The organism is Arthrobacter sp. SD76, from assembly GCF_049726125.1.
Taxonomy (GTDB): Bacteria; Actinomycetota; Actinomycetes; order Actinomycetales; family Micrococcaceae; genus Arthrobacter; species Arthrobacter nitrophenolicus.
Map to the genome: position 1 here is coordinate 305,283 of NZ_JBNBLR010000001.1, position 18,882 is coordinate 324,164.

Annotated in this window: 14 protein-coding genes and 4 pseudogenes; 16 read left to right on the forward strand and 2 right to left on the reverse strand. The window is 64.3% G+C overall.

The annotated features are described in order from the left end of the window. Positions 1-27: 27 nt before the first annotated feature. The gene (locus ACPEE0_RS01470; protein WP_009356745.1) at positions 28-957 is read right to left on the reverse strand and encodes an ABC transporter substrate-binding protein; all 930 of its coding nucleotides are present in this window, start codon (positions 955-957) and stop codon (positions 28-30) included. A 415-nt stretch (positions 958-1,372) separates the two neighbouring features. Between ACPEE0_RS01470 and ACPEE0_RS01475 the strand changes: the two genes are divergently transcribed. The 6 genes and pseudogenes from ACPEE0_RS01475 to ACPEE0_RS01500 form a co-directional block, all read left to right on the forward strand. Further along, on the forward strand, positions 1,373-2,047 hold the full coding sequence (locus ACPEE0_RS01475; protein WP_009356746.1) for a haloacid dehalogenase type II: 675 nt from the start codon (positions 1,373-1,375) through the stop codon (positions 2,045-2,047). Between the two features lie 28 nt (positions 2,048-2,075). After that, positions 2,076-3,353, forward strand: a complete 1,278-nt coding sequence (locus ACPEE0_RS01480; protein WP_009356747.1) for an NAD(P)/FAD-dependent oxidoreductase — start codon at positions 2,076-2,078, stop codon at positions 3,351-3,353. Positions 3,354-3,513: 160 nt separating this feature from the next. Continuing rightward, positions 3,514-4,941 (forward strand): aldehyde dehydrogenase family protein, encoded by a 1,428-nt coding sequence (locus tag ACPEE0_RS01485; RefSeq protein ID WP_424573788.1) that lies wholly within the window; start codon positions 3,514-3,516, stop codon positions 4,939-4,941. Further along, positions 4,938-6,058, forward strand: a pseudogene (locus ACPEE0_RS01490) (tartrate dehydrogenase). The gene ACPEE0_RS01485 and the pseudogene ACPEE0_RS01490 overlap by 4 nt, the downstream one beginning before the upstream one ends. 496 nt (positions 6,059-6,554) lie before the next feature. Beyond that, positions 6,555-6,629: pseudogene (locus ACPEE0_RS01495) on the forward strand (hypothetical protein); the annotation flags it as partial. A 73-nt stretch (positions 6,630-6,702) separates the two neighbouring features. Then, positions 6,703-7,038: pseudogene (locus ACPEE0_RS01500) on the forward strand (NAD(P)-dependent oxidoreductase); the annotation flags it as partial. A gap of 70 nt (positions 7,039-7,108) precedes the next feature. On the opposite strand, the gene ACPEE0_RS01505 reads toward ACPEE0_RS01500, so the two are convergent. Beyond that, entirely contained in the window at positions 7,109-8,500 is a 1,392-nt protein-coding gene (locus tag ACPEE0_RS01505) for an MFS transporter (protein WP_354175636.1), read from the reverse strand. Between the two features lie 660 nt (positions 8,501-9,160). On the opposite strand from ACPEE0_RS01505, the pseudogene ACPEE0_RS01510 reads away from it, so the two are divergent. From ACPEE0_RS01510 to ACPEE0_RS01555, 10 genes and pseudogenes are all read left to right on the forward strand, one after another. After that, positions 9,161-10,749 (forward strand): annotated as a pseudogene (locus ACPEE0_RS01510) (substrate-binding domain-containing protein); the annotation flags it as partial. A gap of 258 nt (positions 10,750-11,007) precedes the next feature. Then, the gene (locus ACPEE0_RS01515) at positions 11,008-11,814 is read left to right on the forward strand and encodes an ATP-binding cassette domain-containing protein (RefSeq protein WP_424575218.1); all 807 of its coding nucleotides are present in this window, start codon (positions 11,008-11,010) and stop codon (positions 11,812-11,814) included. A 168-nt stretch (positions 11,815-11,982) separates the two neighbouring features. Further along, on the forward strand, positions 11,983-12,921 hold the full coding sequence (locus ACPEE0_RS01520; protein ID WP_009356750.1) for an ABC transporter permease: 939 nt from the start codon (positions 11,983-11,985) through the stop codon (positions 12,919-12,921). Between the two features lie 45 nt (positions 12,922-12,966). Beyond that, on the forward strand, positions 12,967-13,917 hold the full coding sequence (locus ACPEE0_RS01525; protein ID WP_009356751.1) for an aldo/keto reductase: 951 nt from the start codon (positions 12,967-12,969) through the stop codon (positions 13,915-13,917). 42 nt (positions 13,918-13,959) lie between these two features. Continuing rightward, entirely contained in the window at positions 13,960-15,165 is a 1,206-nt protein-coding gene (locus ACPEE0_RS01530) for a GMC family oxidoreductase N-terminal domain-containing protein (RefSeq protein WP_424573789.1), read from the forward strand. Next, positions 15,162-15,611 carry a GMC oxidoreductase gene (locus tag ACPEE0_RS01535; protein WP_424573790.1) on the forward strand — a complete coding sequence of 150 codons (450 nt, stop codon included), beginning with the start codon at positions 15,162-15,164 and terminating at the stop codon, positions 15,609-15,611. The genes ACPEE0_RS01530 and ACPEE0_RS01535 overlap by 4 nt, the downstream gene beginning before the upstream one ends. A 38-nt stretch (positions 15,612-15,649) precedes the next feature. Further along, positions 15,650-16,363 carry a gluconate 2-dehydrogenase subunit 3 family protein gene (locus ACPEE0_RS01540; protein ID WP_009356753.1) on the forward strand — a complete coding sequence of 238 codons (714 nt, stop codon included), beginning with the start codon at positions 15,650-15,652 and terminating at the stop codon, positions 16,361-16,363. Between the two features lie 149 nt (positions 16,364-16,512). Continuing rightward, positions 16,513-17,505, forward strand: a complete 993-nt coding sequence (locus ACPEE0_RS01545; protein WP_009356754.1) for a LacI family DNA-binding transcriptional regulator — start codon at positions 16,513-16,515, stop codon at positions 17,503-17,505. Between the two features lie 176 nt (positions 17,506-17,681). Next, positions 17,682-18,458, forward strand: a complete 777-nt coding sequence (locus ACPEE0_RS01550; RefSeq protein WP_424573791.1) for a nitrilase-related carbon-nitrogen hydrolase — start codon at positions 17,682-17,684, stop codon at positions 18,456-18,458. Beyond that, a complete protein-coding gene (locus tag ACPEE0_RS01555; protein WP_424573792.1) occupies positions 18,428-18,772 on the forward strand; it encodes a hypothetical protein in 345 nt (114 codons plus the stop codon). Before ACPEE0_RS01550 ends, ACPEE0_RS01555 begins: the two co-directional genes overlap by 31 nt. Positions 18,773-18,882 lie beyond the last annotated feature (110 nt).

Genomic DNA, 18,882 nt, shown 5'->3' on the forward strand with positions numbered 1-18,882 from the left:
TGATAACTGTGGCCATGGGGCGCCCCGCTAGTTCAACTTGGCGTCGGTGATGGCGCCGGACTCCAGTCCCCAGGTTTCGAGGGACTCCTTGTACTCCGGGGTCTCCAAAACTGACTGGATGGCCTTCTGCAGCGCCGGGGTCAACGGTGAGCCCTTCTTTACGCCAATCGCGGTCACGTCGCTCGAGCCAACGTTGACCCTGCCCAGGAGGGTGAAGGAGTCCGGCTGCTGCTTCTGCGCCCATCCCAGGGACGTGGTGTCATACAGGACGCCGTCGATCCGCTTGGAGTGCAGCTGGGTCAGGGCCTCCTGGACGTTGGGCAGCGTCACGGCGTTGATCTCCGGCTGTCCCTTGGACGTGCAGGTCTGCTCGCTCAGGGCCGGCAGGCGCTTAAGCTGGCCCGTGGACCCCTGGGTCACGGCGATGTTCTTCCCGCACAGGGTCTCCATCGTGAGGTTCAGCGGGTTCCCGGCCGCTACGGCCACCGAGTTGCCGGCCTTGAAGTAATCAATCATGTCCAGGACCTTCAGCCGTTCCTCTGTCTTGGACATCGTGGTGGCAGTGAAGTCAAAACGGCCGCCGTCCAGGCCCGGGACGATCGTGTCGAACTTCGTGTCCACGAACTTCAGGTCCAAATCCAGCTTCTTCGCAACAAGCCGGGCCACGTCCGGGTTCAGCCCGATAGGGGTCTGGTTGTCCTCGGCGAGGAAGGTGGTGGGCGGGTAGTGCAGGTCCATCGCCACCGTAAGCTCACCCTTGTCCTTGTAGGACTGCGGCAGCAAGGCGACGGCGTCCGCATCAGGCTGGACGCCTTCCGAGATGTCGGTGGTGTTGTTGGTCAGCGACTTCGTCTCTTCGCTTGTGGAACTGACTCCGGCCGCACCACCACAGGCGCTCAGGGCCAGTACAGCGGCGAGCCCTACGGCCGCGGTCTGCAGTTTGTTAATGGTCTTCATGGGATGTCTTCCTTTGAGGATTCGAGCCGGGGGACTGCGGTGTCGCCACGGGATGTGGAATGTGAATTGGCGCCTTGTGCAAGGGAGCAAAGGGAACGCGTGGAGCGGCGTCTTCAGTTCGGGTCAGGCCGTGTTTGTGATCCGTGTCTCTTCGGCCTCTAAAGCAATGCAACCGCTTCAAGAGTAGATTGTCAACAATTCACAGCAACAAATTTTTGGGAACGGGCGAGTTTGGGCGGCGAGTCTGCAGACGCGAAAAGTTGTTGACAATTTACAATTTGGCGGCCTACAGTCGACGTATCGGGCAGGAGATCTTCCGGCTTGCGCCAGTACTTCCCTGCCGCATGAACGTCCCCAACTTCACTGCTCCCAAGGGATGCCCGCCCCAACCTCCTGATCAAGAACGGAACAGAACATGGCAGAGACCAACTTCCGGCCGAAGTACATCTCGTTTGATGTCTATGGCACGCTTATCAACTTCGACATCGATCCCACCACCCGCCGCCTGCTCGACGGCCGCATCTCCGAAGAGCAGTGGCCCACCTTCAAGAAGCAGTTCCGCGGGTACCGGTTCGATGAGGTCCTTGGAAACTACAAGCCCTACGAGCAGATCCTGCAGGATTCCTTTGACCGGGTGTGCAAGCGCTGGGGCATCGGACCAACCCCCGGTGCCGGAGCGGAGTTCGCCGAGGCTGTACGCGGCTGGGTTGCGCACGAGGACGTGCCGGCTCCGCTGAAGCTCATGGGCGACAACTACAAGCTGGTGGCCCTGTCCAACGCCGACACCAGCTTCCTGGACATCAGCATCCCGAAGCTCGGCGCCGATTTCCACGCCGTCTACACCGCCGAGCAGGCCCAGGCCTACAAGCCGCGCTACCAGGCCTTCGAGTACATGCTGGACACCCTGAACGCCAAGCCGGAGGACTTCCTGCACGTCTCCTCGCACACCCGGTACGACATCCACCCGATGCACGACCTGGGCTTCCGCAACCTCGTGGTGCTGGACCGCGGCTACGACCCCGTCACCACGGGCTATGACGTCTTCACCGTCAAGTCCCTGGACGAACTGAACAAGCACCTCGGTCTCTAAGCCGACGACGAGACGAAAGGCCACTTCCGTGAAACTCATTCCTTACTGGCTGGACACCGCCGAAGCTTCCGGAGACTACCGGCGTACACCGGTTCCCGAAGACGTTGATGTCGCCATCATCGGAGCCGGCTTCACCGGCCTGTCCGCTGCCCTGGAATTCGCCAAGCAGGGCGCGAGCGTTGCCGTCTTCGAACGCCACACCGTGGGGTGGGGCGCCTCCGGCCGTAACGGGGGAATGGCCACTACGGGCCTTGCCATCGGTTTCAGCACCGCGGTCAAACGCTACGGCGAGGCACGCGCGGTCGAGTACTTCCGCGAGTACAACGACGCCATCGAGACCATCGAGAAGACCGTCCACGACCACGCGATCGACTGCGACTTCCAGCGGTTCGGTAAGCTCTCCCTGGCCTTTCACGAGTCGCACAACGACGGTTTCCGGAAGTCCCAGGAGCTCCTAGCCAAGCTCGTGGACCACCACGTCGAGGTGATTCCGAAGTCCGAGATCCACTCCGAGATCGGCACCGATTTCTACAAGGGCGCCATGATGGACCCGCTCGGTGCGGGCCTGCACGTGGGCAAGTTCTCCCACGGTCTGGCCGGGGCGGCCGTCGGTACCGGCGCGGTGGTCTGCGAGGACGCGGGCGTGACCGAGCTCAAGCGCATCAACGGCACGGTGCACGACGTGCACACCACCCGCGGGATCACCCGGGCCAAGCAGGTCCTGGTGGCCACCAGCGGATACACGGGCAACATCACCCCGTGGATGCAGCGCCGCGTCATCCCGGTGGGCAGCTTCATCATCTGCACGGAGCCGCTGGCCGAAGACGTGGTCAACCGCATCCTGCCGAACCGGCGGATGGCCTCGGACAGCAAGATGCTCACGTACTACTTCCGCATCACTCCGGACAACCGGCTCCTGTTCGGCGGCCGCGCCCGCTTTGCCCTCTCCAGCCCCGACTCGGACGTTAAGAGCGCGGAGATCCTGCGCAAGGCCATGCTTGACCTGTTCCCCTACCTCTCCAACGCCAAGGTGGACTACATCTGGGGCGGCCTGGTGGACCTGTCCATGGACCAGATGGTCCACGCCGGCGAGCACGACGGGCTCTTCTACTCGCTCAACTACAGCGGCCACGGGGTTCAGATGGCCGCGCACATGGGCAAGCGGATGGCGCACTACATGGGCGGAGACAAGTCCGCCAACGTCTGGGCGGACCTGAAGAACCCGCCCGTGCCGGGCCACTTCGGCCCGCCGTGGTTCCTGCCGTTCATCGGCGCCGCCGCCAAGGTCATCGACCGGGTCAAATAAACCAAACCTCCCAGCCCGCCAACCTAAAGGGTTCCCATGCCAACAACACCGGTCGCTGAAGCGCGCCCAAAAAACACCGAGGAAACTGCCTTCAAGCGCACCCAGTTTGCCAACCTTCCGGGTGGTGCTTTTTTTCGAGGGAAAGTGGCACAGCGCCGACATGACCCTGGAGGTCCGGGATCCCGAGGACGGCGTCCTGCTGGGGCGGGTGTGCAGCTCCACGTCGCAGGACGTGGAGCGCGCCATCGCCCATATCCACCGCCAGCTCCAGTGGGAGGACTGGCCCCTGCGCGACCGGCGGGAGGCGCTGGAGAAGGCTGTGGTGCTTCTGGGGGAGCAGGCGGAGCGGTTCGCCAACATCATCGCGGCGGAGAGCAGCAAGACCATCGGCGAAGCCGAGCGTGAGGTGCGCCGCTGCGCCGAAACCCTGCGGCTCTCCGCCGCCGCCTCCGGGGAGCTGCTGGGGGAGACCCTGGGGTTCGAGGACAGCATGGCCGGTGCGGGCAAGATCGGCTGGTACAGCCGGAAACCCGTGGGCATTGTCGCGGCCATCACGCCCTTCAACGATCCGCTGAACCTGGTGGCACACAAGCTGGGCCCTGCCCTGATCGGGGGCAACGGCGTCGTCCTTAAACCATCGCGGCGGACACCGCTCACTGGCCTTGCCCTGGTGAAGCTGCTGCTGGAGGCGGGTGTCCCGTCAGGGCGGATCGCGGCCATCGTGTCCGGTCCCGGCGTCTCCGAGGCGCTGGTGACCGATCCCCGTGTGGACCTGATTTCCTTTACCGGCGGCCCCGCGACGGCGGAGCGGATCGCCGCGGCAGCGGGCGGGAAGAAGATCCTCTCGGAGCTGGGCGGAAACAATGCCACGATCGTATGCGCGGACGCGGACGCTGAGGCTGCGGCCGAGGCGATTGTGGCCGGTGCCTTCGGGGTGGCGGGCCAGAACTGCCTGTCAGTGCAGCGGGTGTACGTGCACACGTCGCTGTTCGATTCCGTGCTGGAGCTTGTCACCGCGCGCACCAGGGAACTGAAGACCGGTCCCAAGCTGGACCGCGGCACGGACGTGGGGCCCCTCATTTCCGAGGCAGAGGCACGGCGGGTCGAGGAATGGGTGGAGGAAGCCAAGGCGGCCGGCGCCACTGTCCATGCAGGCGGGCAGCGGCGCGGCGCCTACTACCAACCGACGGTGCTCGCCGACGTGCCGTCCGCGTGCCGGGTGATCCGGGACGAAGTGTTCGGTCCGGTGGTGTCCATCCTGCCGTTTATCGAGGTGCAGGACGCGGTCTTTGCCGCGAACGCCACCGAGTACGGGCTGCAGGCCGGCGTCTTCACCCGGTCGATCGATCTGGCCCTGCAGATAGCAGAGAAACTGCACGTGGGCTCGGTAGTCATTAATGAAACGAGTGACGTGCGGATCGATTCTATGCCGTTCGGCGGCTTCAAGAAATCCGGTGTGGGCCGGGAAGGCGTCCGGCACGCCGTGCGGGAAATGACCGAACCCAAGAACACCATTATCAACATCGCGGGGGCACCCATGCAGCGGCAGCGCCCGGCGGCCACCCCGGAATGGAGCGCTTCATCATGACAGCACACAGCATTGCGGTGATCGCCGGCGACGGCATCGGCAAGGAGGTTGTCCCGGCTGCCATCGAGTGCCTGGAACGGATCGCGGAACTGCATTCCCTGGACCTGGAGTTCACGTACTTCGACTGGGGATCCGACTATTATCTCCGGCACGGCCGGATGATGCCGGTTGACGGCCTGGAACAGTTGGCCCGGCATGACGCGATCTTCCTGGGTGCCGTCGGCTCCCCGGAGGTGCCGGACACCGAGTCGCTGTGGGGGTTGCTGATCCCCATCCGCCGGGAGTTCCAGCAGTACATCAACCTCCGCCCGGTTAAACGCTCGACGGCGTCAGGTCGCCGCTGGCGTCCAAGGAACCTATCGACATCCTCATCGTCCGGGAAAACAACGAGGGCGAGTATTCCGAGGTGGGCGGCCGCGCCTACCGCGGCCAGCCGCACGAGACCGCGGTGCAGGAAACGATCTTTACCCGCCAGGGCGTGTCCCGGGCAGCCCATTTCGCGGCGGCGCTCGCCTCCTCCCGCCGCGGCCTGCTGACTTCGGCAACCAAGAGCAACGGCATCATCCACACCATGCCGTTCTGGGACGAAGTGGTGGAGGTAACTGTCCGCCTCTACCCCGACGTGACCCTGGTCAGCGAGCTGGTGGATGCGCTGGCCGCCCACCTGGTGCTTAAACCGTGGACCCTGGACGTCATCGTTGCCTCCAACCTGCTGGGCGACATCCTCTCGGACCTGGGCAGCTCGGTCACCGGGTCCATCGGCCTGGCCCCGAGCGCCAACCTGAATCCGGATGGCGACTTCCCGTCCCTCTTCGAACCGGTCCACGGCTCGGCGCCGGACATCGCGGGCAAGGGACTGGCGAACCCCGTGGGCCAGATCTGGTCCGGTGCCATGATGCTCCAGCATCTGGGCCATCCGGAGGCTGCCGAACACCTCCAGCTGGCCTTCGAGTCGGCGCTCCGCGAGGGACTGGGCACCCGGGACGTGGGAGGCCCGTCCTCCACCGCGGAGTTCACGGCCGCCGTCCTTGCCGCCATCGACGTCTACCACGCACTGGACGCGATCGATGCACGGGTAACGGACGGGCCGGCGGCAGCACCGGCGTCGTCCTCATGACCGTGGCGGCCGGGGGCGCAAAGCCCGTTGTAGCAGTGCTGTATCGGGAAGCCCTGCCGCCGCGGCTGGCTGAGATCGAGGCGCTGGCCGAGGTCCGCCTGGCCAAGGCCGACGCCCTGGCCGGGGCGATGGACGGCGCCGATGTGCTGTACCAGTGGCACTCGTTTTCCCCGGCGCTGCGGGAGAACTGGGGTGCCGCGTCAACGCTGCGGTGGGTCCATGTGTCCGCCGCGGGGGTGAGCCAGCTGATGTTCGACGAACTGGTGCGCAGCAGGATCCAGTACACCAACTCCCGCGGCGTGCTGAGCCGGGCGATCGCGGAGTTTGCGCTTGGATTTGTGCTGGACCTGGCCAAGGATTCGCAGGGGTCCTTCCGGCGGCAGCAGGAGCAGCGGTGGGAGCACCGGACCAGCCGGAAGATCCAGGGCCAGCGTGCCCTGGTGGTGGGGACGGGTCCATCGGGCGCGAAATCGCCTCGCTGTTCCGCGCCGTCGGCATGCAGGTCAGCGGTGCGGGCCGCAGCAGCCGGCCCGGCGACACGGATTTCGACGAGATCCACTCTTCGCAGGAGCTGGCCCGAATTGTCCCTATTTTTGACTACGTTGTCCTTGCCGCACCGCTGACCGGGCAGAGCCAAGGGACTCGTCGGTGCGGAAGCCCTGGCGGCCATGAAGCCCAGCGCCCACCTGATCAATGTGGGCCGGGGCGAACTGGTGGAGACGGATGCGCTGGTGGATGCGCTGGCGGCAGGATCAATTGCCGGCGCCGCGCTGGATGTTGTCCATCCCGAACCCCTGCCTGCGGGGCACCCGCTCTGGGCCCTGGAGAACGTGATCATCACGCCCCACATGAGCGGGGACACGGAGGATTACCTCGATGATCTCGGGGCGCTGTTCGTGGAGAACCTGAGGCGGTACTGCCAGGGCGAACCGCTGCAGAACGTGGTGGACAAGCAGTTGGGGTTCGTCGCGGCTTCCTGACAGAAGCTCCCACAAAAAGCAGGACGGCCGGCTGGTTTTCACCAGCCGGCCGCCCTGTTTTTTCTTCTAATCAGCGTGCCGCGCCCGCCAGTTCGTCCTGCCGGACCGGCTTCTCGGCTTTGCGGGCTTCGAGGTCATCCAGCGACTTGCCGCGGGTGTCGGGGGACAGAAGCGTGGCCGCCGTGGAGACGAGGCAGATGCCCAGCGTGGTGAGGCCGATGGTGAGCGGGATGTTGGCGGAGCCGGGAGGGGCGATCGCGGTGAAGATGCTCGGGAAGAAGGACGCGAGCATCAGCCCGATGTTCTGGGATACGGCGAATCCGGTGACGCGGATCCGCATGGGGAACTGCTCCTGGAAGAACGTGGCGAAGGTGGCGTTCCACATCTGGAAGAAGATGCCCTGCACGATCACGACGCAGGCGAACACCAGCGGCAGGCTGCCCTGCTCGATCGCCCACAGGTATCCGGGTACCAGCAGGCCGCCGACGATGCCGCCCGTTGCCATGAGCGTGCGCCGGCCGATCCTGTCGGACAATGCACCAAACAGCGGGATGGTGGCGACAGCCGCAATGTTGGCAACGAGGGTCACCCAGAGAAACTCGCTGCTGGAAAAGCCGTTGCCGTAGCCCTCCTGCGTCGCGTAGGAGACGCCGAAGACCAGGGTGGCCATGCCGATGACGTTGGTGAAGGTCATGAGGATGCACCGGACCACCGCGCCCGGGCGGGTGCGGAGGAGCTCAACGAGCGGGAAACGCTGCTTGGCCTCGGTGGTTCCCTTGGCCGCGTAGGCGGGGGGCTCCTGCACACGGCGGCGGATGATGTAGCCGGCCAGGATCACGACGGCGCTGAGCAGGAACGGGACGCGCCAGCCCCAGGCGCTGAACTGGTCGGCCGGGAGCAGCGCCGCGAGCGGCAGCAGGACGGCAGTGGCCAGGATGGAGCCCACCTGGGTGCCCTGGAGAGTGAAGCTGGCGAAGAAGCCGCGCCTGGCGTCGGGGGAGTGCTCAACGACCATGGCGCTGGCGCCGCCCAGCTCGCCCGCGACGGCGAAGCCCTGGATGAGGCGGAGGAGCACCAGGAGAACCGGGGCCAGGAGGCCCACCTGTCCGTAGGTGGGCAGGAGGCCGACGGCGAAGGTTGCGAAGCCCATGAGGAGCATTGCAAAGACAAGTACCTGCTTGCGGCCGTGCCGGTCACCGTAGGCGCCCAGGACCACTGCGCCGACGGGACGGGAGACATAGCCGACGGCGTACGTGGCCAGGGAGGCGATGATGCCGACAGTCTTGTTCTCGGCCGGGAAGAAGATGGTGGGGAAGATGAGCGTCGCGGCCAGCGAGTACAGCGCAAAGTCGTAGTACTCAAGCGCGCTGCCGATCCAGCCGCTCATCGCGGCTTTCTTGGGGTCCCTCTTGCCGGCGCTGGCTTCAGGGGCTGGGGACACTGCCCCGGGGGTGGTGCTCATGTGGTGATCCTTCGTCGTCATTGGCAAGGAGCCGGAACCTCGGTTCCGCACGGTCTATGACCTTGGTCGTCCTGCAGAGGCTCGGGAAAGCCCTTTCCCTTGAATCGTTTCATCCAGTTTAGGAGGTGACGGTGGTTACGTCAATGCGGGACGTGCACCACACTGGTCCAGCTTTTGCGGCCGGGGCTTGACCTGCGGCCCAACTCGCGGGCGAGGGTGCACTAAAACTGGGCCAACATGGCAAAGGCAGCCACACTTGGCGCAGCTAAAGGCTTTATGGGCAGGTCCTCGTCAAGGTCCGATCGCGTCCATTCTCCACCGCACTTGGTCCATCCCAGGCCGCCGGTTGCGCGAAAAGCTCTCGATGAGTTAGCGATAAATCAGTTCTGCACGCCACCGCTGCTGGTCATGAGGAGCCCGGCTATTGCTTTATTTTCCTTGTTTTTATACGGGCTGGTCCGCTACCTGGGGCTCTCGGGCAACTTTCGCAAACCCCTTGATAGTGCGCTAACTCAGCCTGTAAGGTAGCTCACATGGCCCCGGAGGTGGGGCGACCTCGAACACAAGGAAGTGTTGTTCATGCAGAGAACTACAACTGGAATCCGCCGAAACAACAGACTTGGCAAAGCAACTCTGTGCGCGTCCGTGCTGACGGTCGCCATGTTTGGGCTGGCTGGATGCAAGGGCGGCGCCGCCGCTGACAACGCGGAGGAGAAGGCAAGCGGAAAAGGGCTTGTCATCGGCTGGAGCCAGCGCGGCATCAGCGGCAGCGACTGGTGGAAGACCCTCGTTGAGGGCGGTCAGGCCGAAGCGGGCAAGATCGGGGCGCGCCTCGAGTTGCTCGACGCCAATGGTGATACCGTCCGGCAGAACGCGGATGTGCAGACTCTCATCACAAAGGGCGTGGACGTCGTGGTCATGAACCCGAACGACCCACTTGGCGTCGGGCCCTCGGTCCAGGCGCTGAAGGATGCGGGCATTCCCGTCGTCACCGTCAACTCAAGCCTGGACAAGTCATTGGTCCCGGACATGTTCTGCTACGTCGCTGAGGACCAGGAGCACACCGGCTCACTCGCCGGCGAAACCGCAGCGCAGAAGGCGCTCGAGAAGTTTGGTGTCCAGGGCGAGATCAAGCTCGTCGGAATCGGCGGCTTCCCGGGAGACGTTCTGAGTGACCTCCGCTTCAACGGTTTCATGGCGGGGTGGAACCGCGTTATGGACAAACACCCGGGAGTCACCACCGTAAAGCTCGATACGAAGTACGGGGAATGGAAGCCCGATAAGGCGCTCGCCCCGATCCGGGATGTGGCCACCGCCAACCCGGACCTCAAGGTTATCTACAGCATGAGCGACGTCATGCATGGCGGCATTGTCCAGGGCCTGCAGCAGGCCGGACTCTGGGGTGACGGGATCATCATGGCCAGCTACGACGGCGGCATGGGGGCAATCAAGGAAATGGTGGACGACCCGAAGGGTCCGCTGCAGGCTGATGCGTCCAACCAGCCGTGGGACCAGGGAGCCGCCGCAGTGCGGATGGCACTTGCCGCCTACAACGGCGATCAGGCCCAGTGCCCGGACAAGACGAACTACATCGAGACGACGGTGATCACGCCCGCCGAGGCGCCGGAGTACTACGTCCCAACGGACACCTACGTCCGCGCAAAAAAACTGAGCTCCCTGGCCGGCCCTGCCCGTGGCCGGCCGTTCCACCCAGAGCCCTATATAAGGAGCATGATGCTCGCCCATAACCCGGTCTCGCCTTCCTCCGCAGCGGCGGAGGCAGTGCGAGACAACCACGACGGCGCTCCGGAGCTGCAGCTCGACAGCGTCACCAAGTCCTATCCTGGCGTCCAGGCGCTTAAGGGAGTCAGCTTCAGCGTCTCCCGCGGATCCATTCACGCACTTGCCGGGCAGAACGGCGCCGGCAAGTCGACGCTCGTAAAAATCCTCTCCGGAGCGGATCCCCGGACGGCGGGACCATCCGCCTCGGCGGCGAGCTTCAGCGTTTCCGTGACCCCATGGACGCACAGCGCGCCGGGATCCACACCATCTACCAGGAACTCTCGCTCGTGCCGTCCCTCTCGGTAGCCGAGAACATCTTCCTCGGCCAGTTGCCCAGGAGAGCGGGGGCCTCGGTCGACTGGCAGCGTATGCAGGCCGAAGCCCGGACCGCGCTCGACCGGGTAGGGTTCGATCTCGATGTCCGCCGCCCCGTAGCAAGCTACTCCACAGCGGAACAACAAGCCGTGGAGTTGGCCAAGGCCCTGCACAAGGACGCACGGGTCCTGCTCCTGGATGAACCCACCTCCACGTTGCCCCTGCCCGATGTTGAGCGGCTGTTCACCGTCCTCCGCTCTCTGTCCGAACAAGGCGTGACGCTGTTATACATTTCGCACCGCATGGACGAGCTGTTTTCGCTCTGCGACGCCGTGACAGTGCTGCGCGATGGCGTAAACGCCGCGGATCTGAAGACAGCAAACTCCAGGCCCGCCGACGTCGTCACGGCAATGGTCGGGAAGAGCCTTGAAGGGTCCATTGCTGAAGCTGCCCTCCGTGGGGAACGCTCGCCCAGCCTCGGCGCCGGAGCAAAGGAGAGCATCATCCTCTCCGCCCGCGACCTCTCCGAGCAGGGGTACGTGGACAAGGTGTCGTTCGAGCTGCGTGAAGGCGAGGTACTCGGCATCTCGGGGCTCATCGGCAGCGGCCAGTCAGAGCTGGCTGGCCTGATCGCGGGTGCGCGGAGGCGGACTTCCGGTGAAATCCGCGTCGATGGAAAAGCGGTGGACTTCCGCGCCCCCCGTGACGCGATCCACCGCGGGATCGGACTGCTGCCGCAGGACCGCAAGGCAGCGGGCTTCATCCCGGACATGGGCGTCGCCGGCAACATCACGCTGGCCAGCCTGCCCCAATTCAGCCGGCTGAGCGTGATCCAGTCACGGCGGGAACGTGCTGTGGCCGGGGATATGGTGGCCCGGCTCGGCATGAAGGTATCCGGAGTGCATCAGCCCCTCAAGACACTGAGCGGGGGAACCCAGCAGAAAGCCATCCTGGCCCGTTGGCTTGTCCGCCAGTCACGCATCCTCGTGTGCGACGAACCAACCCGTGGCGTGGACGTTGGGGCGAAGGAAGACATGTACGAGCTCATCCGCGAGTTCGCGCAGGCCGGAGGAACCGTCGTCGTCGCGAGCTCAGAGATCACGGAGGCGATGATGTGCGACCGCGTCCTCGTGATGGCGCGCGGCCAGGTCGTCGCCGAACTCGACCATGACGAGATCGACCCGTCCGGCAACGCCATCCTTGAGCGCTTCGCCTGACGGCCCCGTCAAACAGTTTCTATTCAGGAGAACTACCATGTCCCGGACCTTGTCGTCCCTGCCACCAACGAGTGGCACCCCTTCCCGTCCCCATCGCCATCAGCCGGCATCGGCTCCCGCCTGCGGGGCAGCGCCCTCCGCGCCCTGCCAAAGAGCTACCTGATCCTTGTGCTCCTCGCGATCATCGCGGTGGGCTACTACGTCTCCGACGACTTCCTGACGTTCCGCAATGCTGAAAACGTGATCACTGCCGCCTCGATCGTCGTCGTGCTGGCGATCGGCCAATACTTCGTCATCCTGACCGGCGGCATCGACCTCTCCGTAGGCTCGATCCTGGCGATGTCCACGGTACTTACGGCACTGACCCTGCAGTCCGGGATGCCCGCCGGCGCGTCCGTCGTGTTCGTGCTTGCCTGCTGCGCTGCCGCCGGACTGATCAACGGCATCCTCGTCGTTTGGTTGAACATCCCTCCGTTCATTGCGACGCTCGCCATGATGAGCGCCGTCAAGGGCTTCAGCTACATCATCCAGTCAACAAGCCTGATCGAGATCAAGGACCAGTGGATCATTGAGGCCTTCTCCCGCGGAAGCTTCCTCGGTATTCGCAACCCCGTCCTGATCTTCATCATTGTGGCCGTGATCGCGGCGCTCGTGGCCAAGTACAGCACATTCGGCCGCTCGCTTTACGCGATTGGCGGCAATCCTGAAGCCTCGCGGCTTTCGGGCCTGCCTGTGGCGCGGAACCTGATCATCACCTACACAATCTCCGGCGTGCTCGCCGGCCTGGCAGGCCTGGTCGCCGCCGCCCAGCTGCGGCAGGGAAGCTCACTCATCGGCGTAGGTTACGAACTCGACGCCATCGCAGCCGTCGTCGTGGGCGGTGCCTCCCTCATGGGCGGCAAGGGCGATCCGCTGAACGCTGTGATCGGGGTGTTCATCCTGACCACCATCATCAACATCATGAACCTCGTCGGGATCTCCTCCGAGCCGCAGCTGGTCATCAAGGGCGCCGTGATCATCCTCGCCGTCTTCCTCTCCAGCGCGGGCGGCGTCCAGAGGATCTCCGGCTTCTTCGCCAAACATTTCCGGCGCACCCAGCCCGCATAACCACTGACTCATCGTCAACCCATTCAGCTTCAGAAAGCAGGAATCATGTCCACTCGCCCCTTCGGACGCACCGGCCTGACCGTCTCCGATATCTGTGTCGGCACCAGTGCGCTCGGCAGCTTTCCCGCCCAGTATGGTTACGAGGTCGATGAAGACACCGCCGTCGCCACGATCCACCGCGTCTTCGACGGGCCCTTCACGTTCATTGACACGTCGAATGAGTACGGCGGCGGTGCAAGTGAAGAGCGGATTGGCCGGGCCATCGCCGAGCGTGGTGGCATCCCCGAGGGATACGTCGTCGCCACGAAGGTCGATCCGCTTCCCGGCAGCACCGACTTCTCCGGGGACCGCGTGCGCCGGTCCGTCGAGGAGAGCCTCGAGCGCCTCGGGCTCGATAAACTCCAGCTCGTCTACCTGCATGACCCCGAGAAGATCTCCTTCGAAGAGGGGGTGGCCAAGGGAGGCCCGCTGGAAGCCCTCATCGATCTCCGGGACCAGGGTGTCATCCAGCACTTGGGCGTCGCCGGGGGCCCGATCGATCTGGAGCTGCAGTACCTCGCGACGGATGCGTTCGACGCCGTCATCAGCCACAACCGCTACACCCTCGTCGAACAGACCGCCGAGCCGCTCCTGGAGGACGCGGCCCGCCGCGGAGTCGCCTTCGTCAACGCCGCCCCGTTCGGCGGCGGGATGCTCGTCAAGGGGCCGAGGGCCGTCCCGCGGTACTGCTACGCGCCGGTGGACCAGGCGACAATCGACCGGGTCCTGCGCATGGAAGAACTGTGCGGCCAGCACGGCGTCCCGCTCGCCGCAGCTGCCCTGCAATTCTCGGTCCGTGATGACCGGGTGGCGTCCACCATCGTTGGGATGTCCCAGCCGAGCCGGGTCGAGGAAACCGTCCGACTGCTCAACCATGACATCCCCGAGGAACTGTGGGACCAGCTCCTGCCTCTTGCACGCGAGGGCCGGAACGGCATTGAAGCCGTGACTGTCTGACTGCCGGGGCGAGTCGCAGGAATTACGAAAGGAAACGAAGCAATGACCAGGAAGAAGCAGCCTGAGCCGGTAGATGTCGTCATCGTTGGTGCAGGCGCCGGCGGAGCCACCGCGGCAAAGGTGCTGTCGGAGGCCGGCCTGAAGGTAGTGGGCCTCGAGCGTGGGCCCTGGCTGAAGCCCGAGCACGCCTCGGGCGACGAACTCGAGTTCCTCAACCGGAACTTCATCTGGCAGGACCCGAAGACCAAACCGCGGACCTACCGCCCGAACGACAAGGTAGAGGCGGAAATCACCAACTTTTCCGCCACGCCGCAGGTCGTCGGCGGAGGCACCACCCACTGGGGTGGCATGGTTCCGCGCATGGCCGAGAGCGATTTCAAGCTGCGCAGCCTGCACGGCGATGTTCCGGGCGCAAGCCTGGTCGACTGGCCCATCTCCTATGACGAACTGGAGCCGTACTACACACGCGTTGAATGGGAGTTCGGCACGTCCGGTCTTGCCGGAGCGAACAAGTGGGAAGCGTGGCGCAGCCGCGGCTACCCCACCAAACCATCACCGCTGAGCCAGATTGGACGGACCTTCGCCACCGCGATGTCCAAGCTGGGTCATGGCACGTTCCCCATGCCGCAGGGCATGGTCACCGAACCCTACCGGGGGCGCCAGCCGTTCAGTGAGAACGGCTTCTGGCAGCAGTACCCGGACCCGGGAAGCGGCAAGTCATCCACGCTGATCAGTTTCATCCCGGACGCCATTGCGACCGGGCGCTACGACCTCCGCTCCGACTGCTATGTCAGCGAGATTCTCGTCGGCAAGGACGGCCGCGCCACCGGTGTCCGCTACCAGGACGAGGACGGCGACGAATTCGTCCAGCACGCGAAAGCGGTGATCGTCTGTGGCGGCGGCATCGAAACCCCGCGCCTGCTGCTCATGTCGAAGTCAGGGCTCTTCCCGGACGGCCTCGGCAACGGCAGCGGCATGGTGGGCAAGAACGCGACCTTCCATCAGTACTCATTCTCGGTGGGTTTGTTCGACCGTGAGGTCAGCGACCCGTTGTATGGGTGGGCGGGCCATTACATGAGCCTGTGTTCGTTCGACTTCTACGAGACGGACGAGAGCCGCGGCCACATCCTGGGGTCACTGATCTTCCCGTCCATGATCGGCCACCCGGTGAACTGGAGCTTCCCCGGCCGGCCTACCTGGGCCAGGCAGCCAAGGACGCCGACCGCGAGTTTTTCAACCACAGCATGAAGATCGGTGTCCTCCTGCACGACCTGCCGGTGGAGGACAACCGCGTGGACCTTGACCCGAATGTCAAAGACGCATGGGGCCTGCCGGTAGCCCGGATTACGCACACTCCCCACTCCAACGACTTTGCCCAGGAACGCTGGCAGGTTGCCAAGAACGGGGAGATCCTCGAGGCTGCCGGGGCGAAGAAGGTCATTCCGGTCAACATGGAACGGATCACCGGCAACACCTCGCATGAACTGGGCACCGCCCGGATGGGCAATGATGCGGCGACGTCCGTCGTCGACCGCTGGTGCCGCTCGCACGAAGTACCCAACCTGTACGTTTTCGACGCGAGCTTCTTCCCCACGGCGACCGGTATCAACCCGGCCCTGACGATCATGGCGAATGCCTGGCGGTGCTCTGACCGCATCCTCCAAGTGGACCGCCATGGCTGGTCCGAAAACTGATTCGCACTTCACACAGGACACGAAAGGACAGATGTCATATGGGACAGGCTGAATGGGCTACGGTACCCATCTCAACGCGCGACGTCGACGGGCCGGTCTTCTTCACCGAGCACGAGTGGAACACCATCGAAGCGGCGTCGGCCCGGATTATCCCCACCGACCACCACCCGGGTGCACGTGAGGCCAGAGTGGTGCGCTTCATTGACCGGATGCTTGCGGGAACGCAGTTCATCTTCCCGGCTGCGGACGGCAACGGGTTCCTCCGGATGGAGGGCCGCGACGAGGCCGCATGGCAGGAGCGCATCAAGCAGCGCCGGGAGTTTTACCGCGAGGGCGTCGTGGAGTTGGACCGGTTGGCGAAAGAGCGTGCCGACGTCGAGTTCCTCGAACTGACGGAAGAAGACCAGGACGCAGTGCTTGAGACGCTGTCGGGTGCGGCGAAGCCACATGCTTTCTCGCTGGAGCACTCCGAGGTTGGCCTTGGGGGTGCGCCGGCAGGAAACCAGCCGGTCAACGAGGACTTCCTGGAGTTCTTCCCGCTGCTGGTGCTCAACACCCGGCAGGGGTTTTACGGCGACCCGGTGTACGGCGGGAACGAGAACCGCGTCGGTTGGGGTGTCATCGGCTTCGACGGGCCCCCGTCGCTGGCTTCAACCATGGACGGCAGCTACACCACCCGCAAGTACATGGTGGAGGGGGCCGAATGGCCGTACGACCAGCATCCCGAAGTCCTGCGGTACCGGCGTCCGTGACAGCTGGCGCGCCGACTGACGGCGCGTTCCGGGGCTCCTCGAGGGTAGCCGGGGATAATGGAGTGGTGTCCACGTCTCCCGCGCCTTCAGAAGCCCGCAACACCAATGGGCGCGGGGAGCGGCTGGCCTCCAGGTCAAAGGCTCCCCGGATGTCCGACGTTGCGCGGCTCGCCGGGGTGTCCCAGCAGACGGTGTCACGGGTTGTCAGGGGAGCGACCAATGTGGATCCGGACATACGCCAACGCGTCGAGCACGCAATAGCGCAACTCCGGTACCGCCGGAATCCCGCAGCCGCCGCGCTCGCCAGCAACCGGACCATGACGATCGGTGTTGTCAGCTTCGAACTGTCGGTCCTGGGCCCAACGGTGGCCCTGTACGGTATTTCGGAGGAAGCCCGGCAACATGGCTACGCGACGCGTTTAGTCACGCTGGCCAGTCTCGAACGGCGGGATATCCGGGCTGCCTTCGAGTCCATCAATTCGGACACGGTAGACGGCATCATCGTGCTCGCGCCCCTGTTGGATGCGATCACGGTGCTCGAGGACCTCGACATCGGTGTCCCCGTGGTGACCTTCCAGCAAGGATCGCACCCAAGCCCCACAAGCGTTTCCGTTGACGAAGTGCGGGGCGCCCGGATGGTGGTGCGCCACTTGCTGGACCTCGGGCACGAAACAGTGTGGCACGTCCAAGGCCCGCCCGGATGGATGGCAACATCCGCCCGGGTCCAGGGATGGGCGGCGGAACTGGGGGCGGCTGGACGCTTCGTTCCAGCGCCGCTCGCAACGACCGATTGGTCCGCCGCGGAGGGATACCGCGCGGGACGTGAACTCGCCGCCAGGAAGGACGTCACGGCGGTCTTTGCCGCCAACGACCCCTTCGCGCTCGGAGTAATCAAGGCCATGGACGACGCCGGACGCAACGTACCGGGGGACGTCAGCGTGGTGGGGTTCGACGACGTCAAGGAAGCACCTTTCTTTCGGCCGGCACTGACGACCGTAAAGCTTGATTTCGAAGCCATCGGCCACATCGCCGTTGGCCGCATCCTCGCCATGATCAAAGAGGAAGCGGAGGGGGACATCCCCCTGCTTGAACCGCATCTGATACTCCGCGATACCACAGCGTCGCCGCGTAGCCGGCGCTGATACCGGGCGCGCCTGCCCACCCATACCAGGGGCTCAACTCCCGGCCCCGGCACCCAAGGGCTCCTGGCCCGTTTCTGAAAATCAATGACCTTCAGGTCTTGCAATTCCCTACCTAACCGGAATACCGTGAGTTAGCGCTAACTCAGGTACTCAAAGAAGAGAAAGAGAGAAAAACAATGGTCGATCCATTTGTCGTCGTTGCGGTCTCGCCGCGGACAATCAATGTGAAGAATCCCGGTGACGGCGTAGCCAACGTCAAGCGCATCAACGAATTCATCGACACGGCTGTCATGGTCGGCCGCTGGGAGGGTTCTCCGGTCAAGCTGGTTGTCCTGCCGGAAATGGCAATCCAGGGCATGATCGCCAACACGCCTGGTAACCGCGAAAAGGAGCGCCACTTTGCCGTGACGATCCCTGGTCCTGAGACGGACGAGCTGGCGAAGAAGGCCGTGGAGCTCAATACCTACATCGCTGCTGAGCTGTACATGGTGAAGGATGAGGATTTCCCGGACCGCCACTTCAATGTCGCCTTTATCATCGATCCGCAGGGCGAAATTATCTACAAGCGTTACAAGGCCACCAGTGATGCCTACGAGGGCGGCATGCTTGGCAACATGAACCCGCACGACGTGTGGGACGAGTGGATTGAAAAGAAGGGCAATGGCAATGCAATGGACGCCATTTTCCCTGTCGCGAAGACCGAGATCGGCAACATCGGGTACGCCATCTGCCACGAGGGTGTCTACCCCGAGGTGCCGCGTGGGCTGGCGATGAACGGCGCCGAAATCATTATCCGGGGCACCCTGATCGAGCCGGCCGTGCAGAACGGCATGTGGGAACTGCAGAACCGGGCGCACGCCATGTTCAACTCGGCGTATGTTGTCGCGCCGAACCTGGGCCGGAAGTCCGTGAGGACGGGAGCATGCAGGACCTGTTTGGCGGTCAGTCCATGATCGTCGGTCCGCGGGGCCAGATCCTGACAAAGCAGCAGGGCTGGACGTCGGGTGACTCGTTCGTCTGCACCACGATCGACATCGAGGCGCTGCGCCGGGCCCGTGTCTCGAACGGCCTGTACAACCAGTTCAAGGACGTGCGTACAGAGCAGTATCGGGTTATCTACGACACCCCGATCTACCCGAAGAACCAGTACCTCGATGCCCCTCCCGGTGAGGACTGGCTGGCCCGGGAAGACTCAACCCGTGCTGCCAACATCGAGAAACTCATCGAGCGCGGAGTACTGACACCTCCGTCGGGCTACAAGGCCTAGATGGGGTGATTGGCCGGGGTGCGCTCTTCGCGCACCCCGGCCAATTCATGTCCTGGAATTGGTGAAGGAGGCTTGGGCATCCAAATACGCCCTGCGTGAACCGTCCCAAC